Annotated in this window: 12 protein-coding genes; 5 read left to right on the forward strand and 7 right to left on the reverse strand. The window is 42.3% G+C overall.

Annotated elements, in window-relative coordinates:
• Positions 1-175: 175 nt before the first annotated feature.
• Positions 176-850 carry an aquaporin Z gene (aqpZ, locus tag OFO07_RS00180; RefSeq protein WP_270870514.1) on the reverse strand — a complete coding sequence of 225 codons (675 nt, stop codon included), beginning with the start codon at positions 848-850 and terminating at the stop codon, positions 176-178.
• 133 nt (positions 851-983) lie between these two features.
• Between aqpZ and OFO07_RS00185 the strand changes: the two genes are divergently transcribed.
• Positions 984-1601, forward strand: coding sequence for an MBL fold metallo-hydrolase (locus OFO07_RS00185; protein ID WP_270870515.1), 618 nt, complete (start codon positions 984-986; stop codon positions 1599-1601).
• Between the two features lie 408 nt (positions 1602-2009).
• On the opposite strand, the gene OFO07_RS00190 is transcribed toward OFO07_RS00185, so the two are convergent.
• Complete coding sequence (locus OFO07_RS00190; protein ID WP_270870516.1) at positions 2010-2375, reverse strand: diacylglycerol kinase; 366 nt, start codon at positions 2373-2375, stop codon at positions 2010-2012.
• Between the two features lie 70 nt (positions 2376-2445).
• Here OFO07_RS00190 and OFO07_RS00195 point away from each other — a divergent pair, with 70 nt between their 5' ends.
• The 4 genes from OFO07_RS00195 (at position 2446) to OFO07_RS00210 (ending at position 6299) form a co-directional block, all read left to right on the forward strand.
• Complete coding sequence (locus OFO07_RS00195) at positions 2446-3204, forward strand: exodeoxyribonuclease III (RefSeq protein WP_270870517.1); 759 nt, start codon at positions 2446-2448, stop codon at positions 3202-3204.
• Positions 3205-3227: 23 nt separating this feature from the next.
• Complete coding sequence (locus OFO07_RS00200; protein ID WP_270870518.1) at positions 3228-4898, forward strand: formate--tetrahydrofolate ligase; 1671 nt, start codon at positions 3228-3230, stop codon at positions 4896-4898.
• A gap of 280 nt (positions 4899-5178) precedes the next feature.
• Positions 5179-5685 carry a hypothetical protein gene (locus tag OFO07_RS00205; RefSeq protein ID WP_270870519.1) on the forward strand — a complete coding sequence of 169 codons (507 nt, stop codon included), beginning with the start codon at positions 5179-5181 and terminating at the stop codon, positions 5683-5685.
• Entirely contained in the window at positions 5673-6299 is a 627-nt protein-coding gene (locus OFO07_RS00210; RefSeq protein WP_270870520.1) for a hypothetical protein, read from the forward strand. Before OFO07_RS00205 ends, OFO07_RS00210 begins: the two co-directional genes overlap by 13 nt.
• Positions 6300-6466: 167 nt before the next feature.
• On the opposite strand, the gene OFO07_RS00215 is transcribed toward OFO07_RS00210, so the two are convergent.
• From OFO07_RS00215 to tyrS, 5 genes are read right to left on the reverse strand one after another with little or no spacing between them, the layout of a single operon-like run.
• Positions 6467-6826 (reverse strand): hypothetical protein, encoded by a 360-nt coding sequence (locus tag OFO07_RS00215; RefSeq protein WP_270870521.1) that lies wholly within the window; start codon positions 6824-6826, stop codon positions 6467-6469.
• Positions 6823-8784, reverse strand: coding sequence for an FAD-dependent 5-carboxymethylaminomethyl-2-thiouridine(34) oxidoreductase MnmC (gene mnmC / locus OFO07_RS00220; RefSeq protein WP_270870522.1), 1962 nt, complete (start codon positions 8782-8784; stop codon positions 6823-6825). The genes OFO07_RS00215 and mnmC overlap by 4 nt, the downstream gene beginning before the upstream one ends.
• Positions 8784-10262 carry an N-acetylmuramoyl-L-alanine amidase gene (locus tag OFO07_RS00225; RefSeq protein WP_270870523.1) on the reverse strand — a complete coding sequence of 493 codons (1479 nt, stop codon included), beginning with the start codon at positions 10260-10262 and terminating at the stop codon, positions 8784-8786. Before OFO07_RS00225 ends, mnmC begins: the two co-directional genes overlap by 1 nt.
• Positions 10246-11334 (reverse strand): nitronate monooxygenase, encoded by a 1089-nt coding sequence (locus OFO07_RS00230; protein WP_270870524.1) that lies wholly within the window; start codon positions 11332-11334, stop codon positions 10246-10248. Before OFO07_RS00230 ends, OFO07_RS00225 begins: the two co-directional genes overlap by 17 nt.
• On the reverse strand, positions 11334-12539 hold the full coding sequence (gene tyrS / locus OFO07_RS00235; RefSeq protein ID WP_270859273.1) for a tyrosine--tRNA ligase: 1206 nt from the start codon (positions 12537-12539) through the stop codon (positions 11334-11336). Before tyrS ends, OFO07_RS00230 begins: the two co-directional genes overlap by 1 nt.
• Between the last annotated feature and the right edge of the window lie 10 nt (positions 12540-12549).

Here is a 12549-nt window from a genome sequence, read left to right on the forward strand (position 1 = left end):
TTTAGCTGATTTTATTTTTACGGAAATGCTTCGCATTTCTTTGCGATTTCGGGGCAGTGTTTGGGAGTTGCGAAGCGGAAATTTAAGAATTTAAAGAATTTAAAAAGCCCCTTGCGAAAAATTCACAAGGGGCAAATGGAATTTTGCATAAATTTATGCCAAATTTAGCGAAATTCTACTCTTTTTCCAAAAAAGTTTTATAGATAATTCCGCCGATTGCGCCACCGATGATTGGCGCTACCCAAAACAGCCATAACTCGCTAAGCGCCCAGCCACCTTGGAAAAGTGCCACGCCAGTTGATCGGGCAGGATTAACTGAGGTGTTTGTAACTGGGATTGAGATTAGGTGGATTAGTGTGAGGGCTAGACCGATCGCAATCGGTGCGAATCCACTTGGCGCGCGCCCATCTGTCGCGCCCATGATGACGATTAGGAAAAACGCGGTTAGCAGGGTTTCTGCGATTAGCGCGCTTAGTATTGAATATCCGTTTGGTGAGTGCTCGCCGTATCCGTTGGTCGCAAATCCTGCGCTGATGTCAAATCCAGCCTTTCCGCTTGCGATTAGATATAGCGCACCGCCTGCTGCTATCGCGCCTAGCACTTGCGCGATGACATAGCCTGCTAATTCGCTAGCCTTAAATCTGCCACCACATAGCAAGCCCACTGAAACTGCTGGGTTAAAATGTCCGCCACTAATGTGTCCAAATGCGTAAGCACCGCTTAGCACGGTCAAACCAAAGGCGATTGAAACGCCGACAAATCCGATGTTGTATGCGGCGAAAATCGCGCTTCCGCAACCGCCAAATACTAGCCAAAATGTGCCAAGAAACTCGGCCAAAAGCTTTTTCATAAGCTCTCCTTTGAAAAAATTTGCAAAAGCGCGTATTTTACTGCATTTTGGTAAATCAAGGATAATTTTTGGCTAAAATTAATGGCTGGTTAAATTTAAGAGCGTAAAATTTGGAGAAATTTAAGGAGAAAACATGGTTTTATGCGTGGAAGTGGCAGGTTATATCAGCGAGAATTGCTATTTTTTTATTGACGAGGCGAGTGGGGCAGGGTTCGTAATCGACCCTGGGGCGCAAGCGGACAAGCTTTTGGGGATTATAAAAGAGAGAAATTTCAAAATCGAAAAAATCCTGCTCACGCACGGACATTTCGATCACATTGGCGCAGCTAGCGAGCTTTCACAGGCTTTGGGTGCGCCGATACTCGCGCACGAAAACGCAGGCGTGTATCTGGGTGAGCCAAGCTATAATCTATCGAATTTCACGGGCGAAGAGATAATCATAGAGGATTTCACGCCCCTAAAAGATGGCGAGAGGATCGCGCTAGCTAACGGGGCGTGCGAGTTAGCTGTGATTTATGCGCCAGGGCATACGAGCGATAGCGTGGTGTTTCACAGCGTGGAGCAAAATTTGGCGTTTTGTGGGGATTTGATTTTTCGCGCGGGCTTTGGGCGCACGGATTTGCCGGGCGGGGATTATAGCGCGCTAAAAGCTAGCATAGAGGGCAAGATTTTTACCATGCCAGATGAGGTGGTTTTATACTCGGGGCATGGAGAGCCCACGAGCGTCGGGGCAGAAAGGGCGAGGTTTTAGCGAAATTTTCGTTGATTTTACATGTAAAGAAATGCGAAGCATTTCCGTAAAAATAAAATCAGCTAAATTTAGAGCGAAGCTCTAAATTTAGCCACTTCTAAGGTTTTACAGGGGTGGGGGTTGGTAAGGGGGAAGGGGCGCGACCTCGCAATTCAAGCCCCCTTCCCCCTTACAGAGAATTTCAAAATTTCGCCTAAAATTTAAAAAATCGTTCAATGCTAAATTTAGGTTGAATTTTGAATTTAAATTTTTCTGGATTGCTTCGAAAACTTCGTTTTCTCGCAATGACAGCAAATTTAGCGCAAGGAATTTTAAAGTCGTAGATTGCGAGAATTTTGCTAACGCAAAATTCGTGGCAATGACAAATTAGGTGCAAAAATTTTAAATTTTAAAATTTCGGTGCAGTGTTTAGCCAAAAATTTTACCGCAAATCGCACATACCCACAGGGCGAAATTTAGGCTTAGAGTGAGCATTACAGCGGTGCTGGCGGTATCTTTGGCAGCCCCTGCAAGCGGGTGAAAATCAGGGTGAGCAAGATCAACCACGCGCTCGATTGATGAGTTTATGCACTCGACAATCAGCGTAAAAATCGCGCCAAAAACCAAAGCCAAATTCCAAACCAAGCCAAAATTCCAAAAAAATAGCGAAACCAAAAGTGGCGCAAAAACAAACATTTCTAGCCGAAAACTCCGCTCACTACGCCAAATTTCAGTTAGCCCCGCCAAAGCATAGCCCCAGTTGGCGAAAAATTTGTATTTTGGCTGATTTCTCATTTTTTTCCTTTTAAATTTTAGTTAAATTTAGGCATAATCATAGCCAAATTTTGATAATTAAAGGGTAAAAATGAAGCTAATGAGCTGGAATGTAAATGGGCTTAGAGCCGTGCTTGGCAAGGGCGCATTTGCGTGGCTTGATGATGAGAAGCCTGATTTTTTGGGCTTGCAAGAGATAAAAGCGAGCGCAGAAAATATCCCAAAAGAGCTTTATGAGCTGGGATTTTCGCAGATTGATACGAACTCAGCCACGCGCGCTGGGTATTCTGGCGTGGCGAGCCTAGCTAAATTTGCTAGCAAGGTTAGCAAATGCAACTTCGCTAGCGACGATGAGGGGCGGGTTTTGGAGCATAGATTTGGCGATGTGGTGCTACTAAATATCTACTTCCCAAACGGCCAAAAGGACGATGAGCGCCTTGCTTATAAGATGAAATTTTACGCCGATTTTTTGCGCTATATCGACGAGCTGGTCGCGCAGGGGCTTGGCGTGATATTTTGTGGCGATGTCAATACCGCTCACAGAGAAATTGATTTAGCAAATCCAAAGTCAAATTCGAAAATTTCTGGCTTTTTGCCTATCGAGCGGGCGTGGATCGATGAGTTGATAAATCACGGATTTATCGATACTTTCCGCGAAATTCACGGAGATAGGGCTGGGGCGTATTCGTGGTGGAGCTACCGCTTCAATGCGCGCGCTAAAAATGTCGGCTGGCGGATTGATTATTTTTTCATCTCGCAAAATTTGCGTTCGCGCCTCAAAGACGCCTTTATCCACGCTGATATCACAGGTAGCGATCACTGCCCAATCGGCATTGAGATTGATTTATGAAATTTAAAATTTAAGGGGAAAAAATGTTAAGCGATATCGAAATTACGCACAATGCGAAGCTTAAAAAAATCACAAAAATCGGCAAAAAACTAGGTTTGAAAAAAGATGAAATCGAGCCTTATGGATTTTATAAGGCGAAAATTCCGGGGCGCGAGTATAGCGACAGACACGCTAAAAACGGCGCACAGGGCGCAAAGCTGATTTTAGTTACAGCCATTAGTCCTACGCCTTATGGCGAGGGCAAAACCACGACCTCGATTGGTCTAGCTGACGCGATAAAATCACTAGGCAAAAGCGTGGCTTTGGCGCTTCGTGAGCCCTCTCTGGGTCCAGTATTTGGCATAAAAGGTGGCGCAGCAGGTGGTGGATATTCGCAACTAGCGCCTATGGAGGAGCTAAATTTGCATTTTACTGGCGATTTTCACGCTATTACGAGCGCAAACAATCTAATAAGCGCAATTATCGACAACTCGATTTATCAAGGAAATCCGCTAAAAATCAAAACCGTGCTTTGGAAGCGTTGCATGGATATGAACGATAGAGCGCTTCGCCAGATTACGGTAGGGCAGGGTGGTAAATTTGACGGTGTAGAGCGCAAAGACGGCTTTAATATCACCGCTGCTAGCGAGATTATGGCGATTTTGTGCTTGTCGAAAAATTTAGTCGATTTGAAAGAGAATATCGCAAATATCATGGTGGCTTACGATGAAGATGACAAGCCGATTTTCGTGCGGGATTTGGGTTGCGAGCAGGCTGTGAGCGTGCTTTTAAAAGAGGCGATTAAGCCAAATTTATTCCAAAGTATCGAGCATACGCCTACTTTCGTGCATGGCGGGCCTTTTGCCAATATCGCTCATGGGTGCAATTCGATAATCGCTACAAAAACGGCGATGAGCCTAGCTGATTTTGTCGTAACTGAGGCTGGATTTGGCTCTGAGCTTGGTGCGCAAAAATTCCTCGATATCAAATGTCCGCGCGCAGGTATCGCCCCTGATGCGGTGGTTTTGGTGGCTACGATTCGCTCGCTCAAATACAATGGTGGCGCAGCCAAAGACGAAATCACTAAGCCAAATTTAGAAGCGCTTATGGTGGGAATCGAAAATTTAGGCGGGCATATTGAAATTTTGCAAAATTTTGGATTAAATCCAATAGTTGCATTGAATAAATTTAGCTTTGATAGCGACGAAGAGATCGAGTTCGTGCGAAACTACTGCACCGCGCGCAGTGTAAAAATGGCGCTTTGCGAGAATTTCGCCAAAGGCTCAGTTGGGGCAATAGATTTGGCAAAATTAGTCCTTGCTGAGTGCAAAATTCTAAAAAATATCAACTACACTTACGACAAAACTGACGATATTAAGACCAAAATCGAAAAAATCGCCACGAAAATTTACGGCGCGAAAGAGGTTGTTTTCGAAGAGGCCGCGCTTGGGGCGTTGGAGCAAATTCGCGCGCTTGGGCTTGAAAATTACGATGTGTGTATCGCCAAGACGCAGTATAGTTTCAGCGACGATGAAAAGGCGCTGGGTCGAGCGTGCGGGTTTAGCCTGCGGGTCAAAGACTTGCAGATTCGCACGGGGGCTAAGTTTATCGTGGCAGTGGCTGGCAAAATCATGCTAATGCCCGGACTTTCCAAACACCCTAGCGCGCTGGATATGAAAATCAGCGATGATGGCGTAATTAGCGGGTTATCATAACCCGCTAGCGAGGTTTTTAAACACTGCCCCGAAATTTGCAAATTATGCAAATTTGTTCGCCATTGTCATTGCGAGATGACGAAGTCATCGAAGCAATCTACGAGTGAAAATTACCAAAGCGCGAATTTAGTTTCATTGTGAGCGCATACCGCGCGCCAATCTACGACTTTAAAATTCCTTGCGCTAAATTTCCTGTCATTTCGAGTGAGCGGTGGTGTGCGAAGCATGGCAGGCTGAGACGAGGCGCAGGGCAGAGTAAGAAGTGTGAGTGAGGGAAAAAATGGAAAATTTAGAGAATAAAAACGAACCAAAATTACTTTATAGGTTGGATAAAAGAAATCCATTGTATGTAGCTTTTGATTTGTTTATTTATTTGCTAATTTGTTGGATACCGATAATTTTTGCTATTCCAAATTTTGTTTTAGGTATTTCAATTTTTAGCATAATTTTAAACATTGTTTGTGTATATATTTCTTTGATAATTTTGCAAATTTTATATTCTATAATATTTTTTGATTATTTTGAAATTTACGAAGATAAAATGATTTATATGGATATTTTGGGATTTAAAATTACATTGCAAGCAAAGCAAATCGATAGATTTTTTTCGTATGGATATTGTGGGGTTACAGAAGTAGTGGCTGTTTTTAAAAAAAGAATATTTAAAATTCTCCCAACAATAATACTTCATAGTTTAACTCCTAAACAAGAAAGTGAAATAAGAAATAATTTAGTGTATTTGAGTATAAAAAATTTTAATACAAAGGATAAAAAATGGAAATTTTAATCCTAATTTTATTTATAAGTATTGTTTCTGCAATTTTAATTAAACAAATCATACTTACAAATACAAACAAAATCATAAAATTTATCTGTATTTTGCTTGTGCTTATTCCATTGTTTGTGTATATATTTCCACTTATTCCAATGCTGATTATATTGGTGATAATTGATAAAAAAATGAATAAATTTAATAAGAAATATTTAGTTGTTTCGGCTCTTATTTTATTAGGATTATCGGCTTATGACATAGCCAAATTTGCTACATTTGGTTATAAATGTCAAATTTCTAAAAGCTATTATATGGAAATTATAGATAAAAATTATACAAATTTAGATATTGAAAATTTGCGTTTTAGTCGCGTAGAAACTAATAGTAATCAAAATAATTTTGTTGGCACATTTCATCATTGGAATGTTTATAACAAAAATAATGAAGAAAAAGTCATAGCAAAAATTTATGATGTTTATATGAAAAATTTTCTCTTATTTAGATTATTCGCTGAAAAGGGCTTGTTTGAAGGTGGTGATTGGACTTGCGGATATAAAGATTATGAAATTATCGATATTTTAAAACAAAATTTAATAAACAAAAATTTTAATGAAAAGGATAAAAGATGAGTAACAAATTCTCAACTTACAAAATTTATGCACAGTTGGCATTATAAGAATTTGGCGAAATTTCTGGGCAGGGTCTGGGGGTTGCGCCAGCGAAATGGGAAAATTTTAAAATTTCAAATTCGCTAAATTTAAAATTTATCAAAATTTATTTTTGAATTAAAATTTAACTATTCTTCACTTTTGTAAATTTTATTCGAAAATCTGCGGTGTTTGATCTGCAAATAGACCACAAAAACGATAAACAAAACCGCCGTTGCGATGATATAGTAGCGGTTTTTAAAGATTATCGCGCCGTTTATGAGCCCAGAAAAAAGTGCCAAAACCACAGCCGTGAGAAACGGAAAGCGCACGGCGTCCTTTTCTTTGATTGCGATTATCACAAGCGCAAGGGCGAAAAGCGCGGTATTTAGCAAAATGGCTAAAATTTTAATCTCGGCAAACAAATTTGGATTTGTCCTCGAAATGCCGTAAAGTGCGAGTGCGCCGAGGGCAAAAAGGATTAGAATTATTAGGATTAGTTTTTTCATTTGATTAGTCCTTTTTTGAGTTTGCGAATCAAAAAGCGCGATGGCATTAGCTCGTTTGCGATCGAGCGAGGCACGCAAAGCGGGCGCGAAAGCGCATAATCACAGATGAGCTCTGCGCCCAAAACTGCGGTGCTTAGCCCGTGTGCGCCGTGCGCTGTGTTAAGATATAAATTTGGGATAAATTTGGCGCGTCTGGCGGATTTTTTGTTTTTGCTCCATGGCAGGTCTTTGAAATCTCGCGCCAGAGTTTCTGGCTCGCACACTGGGCCAATTAGCGGAAATCTATCGCCACTATATCCCCTGTATCCGACCTTAGAGCCGATGATTTTGGCCTTTTTGCTCAAAAACTCGCCAACGCTTTCTAGATTTTTGACATCGTCAATCGCTCTTGCTTCGTCGTGGTAGCACTTCCTATCGTAAGTCGCGCCGATTAGTTGCTTTTTGCCCACGGCTGGGCAGATGTAGCCAGAGGCACTGAGTGGAAATTTGGTTTTGATTAGCGGGCGAATTAGCGTGGTTTGACCGCGCACGGAGCTGATTTGCACGCTAGGATCTAGGTTAAATTTAGCATCTTGTGATACTGCGCCGCGACCGAAAAATTCCTCGCTCTCGCTTCCTGCGCAAAGGACTAAAATATCGCAAAATAGGCTTGCACGGTCTTTTAAAATCACTTCGAATTTTTCATTTTGCTTTTTGAAATTTAGCATTTCGTGGTTAAATTTGACTCCGAGTTTTTTGGCGAAATGTTTGCAGAGCTTGTGCGGGTGGGCTAGGACGGCGTTTTTTATCATTATGCTTGGATATGGTTTTGAGTGGGCTTTAAATTCGTAAATTTCAGGGTTTCCTGCGCTTTGATACCTTGCTAAAAGCTCGCTATCATAGGCAAAATCCTGCGCTCCAAGCAGGCTAGCTAGCTTTTTGGGAGTGTGTTTAGCATAAAAGCTAAGAGCCAAATCAAATGCGTGTATGTGCATTTCTCCAAGCTTCACGCCCTCTTTGGTGATTAGCGGGGCGCACACACCTGTGAAATTCCCGCTACCATTTAGCCCAGCTTCGCTTCTTTTATCTATCACGCTGACGCTAAAACCTGCCTTTTTAAGCTTAAAAGCCGTGCAAAGCCCAGCGATTCCTGCTCCCACTACGATTGCTGTGGGGGTTTGCGCTTGTGGCGCGCGCTCTTCATCGTATGAATTAGGGTCGTATAAGCAGTGCGTGGCGGATAAATCGGCGAAATTTGAAAACTGTATTGGCAAAATTTGCGGGTGCTTTCTGGCAAAATAAAAATTTTCTACTTCATCATCTTCGCGCAAAAATTTCGCCCTAATCATGTGGCGTTTGGTGTCGAATCCGTCTGTTTTCTCGACGAAAAACCCTGCCTCGCGCAGTGATTTTGCCACCCAGCCAGCGCTTGTGTATGTCGCTAAAATCGCGCCCTTTTTACAAAGTGGTGTAAGGGCGGCAAAAATCTCTTTGCTCCAAATGGTTTCGTTTTTCGCAGGTGAAAATCCGTCTAAAAACCACGCATCTGCCTTGAAATCAAGCTCGTTGATTAGCTCGCTAGCCTCGCCAATGCAAAGATCAAGCGTGATTTTTTTGCCAAAATTTATGCGGTGGATTCCCTTGGTAAGGGGCGGGAGTTTTTTGATTAAAATTTTAGAAACTGATGAAAGTTCGCTAAATTTAGCCCAAATTTGGGCTAATTCGTCCTTGTTAAGCGGATTTTTTTCGATTGAAACATAATGAAGGCGTTTGTTAAATTTAAGCGCCTTTTTTGCGCAGAGCAAAAAGTTGCGCCCCACGCCAAATCCTAGCTCGCCCACGATGATAGGCGCATTGCTCGCAAACGCCGTATCTAGCGCACTTATAAATACATATTCACTCTCGCCAAGAGGATTTTTGAAATTAAAATAAAAATCCTCGTAAATTTCACTAAATGGTGCATCGTTGATAAATTTCATCACTTATTCTTTTGAAAATACGCATCTACGCCGTTTGCGATACCTTGGGCTATGCGGTCTTGGTATGCAGAGGTGCCTAGGTTTTTGCCCTCGCTTGGGTGTGAGATATAGCCCATTTCTACGAGCACAGCTGGCATTGTAGCCCCCACTAGCACCCAAAACGGCCCCTCTCTGACACCGCCGTCTTTGCTTTTGTAACTTTTTTGGACGGAATTTAACATATAGCTTTGAATATCGATTGCAAGCTTGTTTGAGGCGATGATTTTTTCTCTATTTAAGAAATTTAAAAATGTCTCTTGCGAAAAGGCGTTCATATCCTCCATGTCGCCTTGGTTTTCAAATGCTGCGACATTTTTGCTACGCTCTGATTTGGCCGGGCTTAAAAAAAATGTCTCCACTCCACTGAAATTTGGCGCTTGTTTGGCGTTTGGCGCGGCGTTTGCATGCACCGAGATAAACATATCGGCATTTTTTTTGTTGGCGAAAGCTGTGCGGGATTTGAGGTTGATAAATACATCGTTGCTTCTGGTATAAAGCACCTTGTAACCGCGTTTTTGAAGTAGTGCGCCAAGCTTTTTGGAGGTTGCAAGAACGATAGTTTTTTCCTTTAAACCATTTCCGATAGCGCCACTATCTTTGCCACCATGGCCTGGGTCTATGACGATTAGTTTGCCTTTTGTGGATTTGTAAATTTTATTCGTTCCGCTTGCCTCGCTTTTGGCTGAATTTACCTGAGTAGCTTTTGTGCTAGTTTGCGCTGGCATAGCGATTTTAGCCCCCGCTTTGGCGATGATTAGCTCATTGCCAAAAATTTCAATCTTTGGGTTAAATTTTTGGTTGTGATTTAGCACGACACGGGCGATTTTGTCGTTATACTGCGAAGTGCGAACTTCATCTACGAAACTGCCCGTTAATCTCGTGGTGTGCGAGCTGTTTTTGGCATTAAAGTCCAAAACATAGCGATAAACTTTATCTTTGTTAATTACGAAATTTTTATACTCGCTGTGGTCTAAATCTCTATTGAATTTCACCCTAACACTATTTTCATCGCTACTGATTGATTGCAAAATCAAAGGCTTTGATTTGTCGATTTTCGTGCTATTTGGCGTGATTTTGCCTGAATTTAAAAACTCCAAATCAGCCTTGCTTAAAGTTTTTTTAGCGTCCGTGATAGATGGCTTGTAATCGGCCTTGGCGCCTAGTTTTTCTAGCTCGGATTTATACACAGAGTAGTTTGAATACCCAAGCACCTCGCTACTATAAGTTAGCCGTTTTAGGACGCTAATTTTGGTTTTTTTATCTTTATTTGAAGTGGCGGAATAAATTTTTTTAAGCTCGCTGTGAAGCTCTTTTTTCGCGGTTTTGCTAGCACTGACATAGTTTTTGTCAAAATTCGCAAAAACGCTACTAGCGTTCGCGCCAAATGCGAAACTCACACTAAAAACAATAGCGCATAAAATTTTAACTATCTTCGCCATTTACGAGTTTTTCCATTAATTCTTTTACAGAAATGATTTCATTTAGTTTCCAGCCGTTAGCGCCTGTGAAAAACAGCCCGCTATCTTGTCTGCCAAGATAGGCGTCGCTTAGGCGATCTGCTATGCAGTATCCGACGAGTTTGGCGCCTTTGCCACGCTCGCAAGGTGCCACGCAGTTGCTAACGCATGAAATTTTCGGTGCGCTTCCAGAGGCAATCATATCTTGCAAATTCGTATGAATTCCGCGCGCAGGGTAGCCTACTGGGGATTTTAGAAGTTTGATATCTTCTTTTGTGGCTTTTAGTAAGACCTCTTTAAATTTCTCGTGGGCGTCGCACTCAAATGTGCCGATAAATCTAGTGCCCATTTGAACGCCGTTTGCGCCTAGGCTTTTGGCGCGATCTATGTCGGATTTATCCCAAATTCCGCCCGCTGCAAATAGCGGGAATTCGCCCCAGCTATCGATTTCGGCTCTTACTTGTGGGATTAATTTTTCTAACTGATACTCTGGGTCGGTGCATTGCTCGTAGGTAAAGCCCTGATGACCGCCACTTAATGGACCTTCTAGCACGACGCCATCAGGCAGGCGGTTGTATCTACCACTCCAACGCTTGGCTATGATTTTTAGGGCCTTGGCAGATGAAACGATAGGCATAAGCGCGACATCTGGGAAATCAGCGGTAAATTCAGGTAAATTCGTAGGAAGTCCAGCCCCGCTGATGATGATATTTATCCCAGCTTCGCAAGAATCCTTTACAATGCGCTCATAATCATTAGCCGCGCACATGATATTCATCGCTAGTGGTGCGTCGCCACAGATTTCGCGAGCGTTTTTTACGATTTGAGTAAGGGCTTTTTTGTTATAAAAATTTAGCGAAGAAAATGGTCTATCGTGGATACACTTTTCCGAAAATTTCAGGTCGTCATAATATCCAGTTCCTACCGAGCTAATCACGCCCAAACCGCCATTTAAGCTGACATTTCCAGCTAGCTTGTCCCAGCTAATCCCTAGCCCCATTCCGCCTTGGATAATAGGGTGTTTGATCTCGTATTTGCCGATTTTAACGCTCATTATCTTACCTTTAATTTAGCAAATTTTTTCTTTCCTACTTGTAAGGTGTATTCGCCAGCACTTAGTTGGAGTTGCTCGTCTGAAATTTTGGTCTGATCGACGCTGACGGCGTTTGATTTGATTAGGCGTCTTGCATCCGAGCTAGAAGTGGCTAGCTTGCAAATAAGCAGAGCTTTGACAATCCACGCTGGTGCTGAAACGCTAAATTCAGGGATTTCTGCTGGAAGCTCGTTTCCGCCATGAACTCTATCAAATTCCTCTTTTGCCTCTAATGCGACATCTTCATCATAAAATCTCGTAACGATTTCTGTGGCAAGCTCCTCTTTTACGGCTTTTGGATGCACAGCTTCGTCTGCTACGAATTGTTTGATTAGTGCGATATCTTCGTTGCTTTTTTGCGATAGTAGATTATACCAATCCCACATCAAATCATCGCTGATACTCATTACCTTGCCATACATATCGTTTGGAGCGTCTGTTACGCCGATGTAATTGCCTAGGCTCTTGCTCATTTTATTTACCCCGTCAGTGCCTACGAGAAGTGGCATCATAACGACGGCTTGTTCTTTGCCTACATTATAAACTCTTTGGAGTTGGCGTCCCATAAGAAGGTTAAATTTTTGATCAGTGCCGCCAAATTCGATATCGCATTTCATACATACGCTATCATAGCCTTGCAAAAGCGGGTATAAAAATTCGCTAATGCTAATTGGCATTTCGGCCTTGTAGCGTTTCTCGAAATCATCTCTTTCTAGCATTCTGGCTACATTAAATGTGCTTGATAGCTCGATTACACCGCTAGCGCCTAAGCGATTTGTCCATTCGGAGTTGAACATTACCTTTGTTTTTTCTGGGTCTAAAATTTTAAAAACTTGCTCTTCGTAGGTTTTGGCATTTTGCATTACGACATGGTGAGGAAGTTTTTTTCTAGTTTCGCTTTTGCCTGTTGGATCGCCGATTTGAGCTGTGAAATCACCGATCAAAAACTGCACGATTGCGCCGTGTTGTTGCAAAAATGCGAGTTTGTTTAGCACGACAGTGTGTCCTAGGTGTAGATCTGGCGCAGTCGGATCCATGCCGATTTTTACCAAAAATGTTTCGCCACTCTCGTAAAATTTAGTAATCAAAGCCTCGATTTGCTCTTCGCCTATTATCTCGCTTACTCCGCGTTTGAAATTTGCCATTATATCTTTAATGTCAGCCATTTATTCTCCC

This window comes from Campylobacter sp. JMF_06 NA1 (assembly GCF_027737785.1).
GTDB lineage: Bacteria > Campylobacterota > Campylobacteria > Campylobacterales > Campylobacteraceae > Campylobacter_B.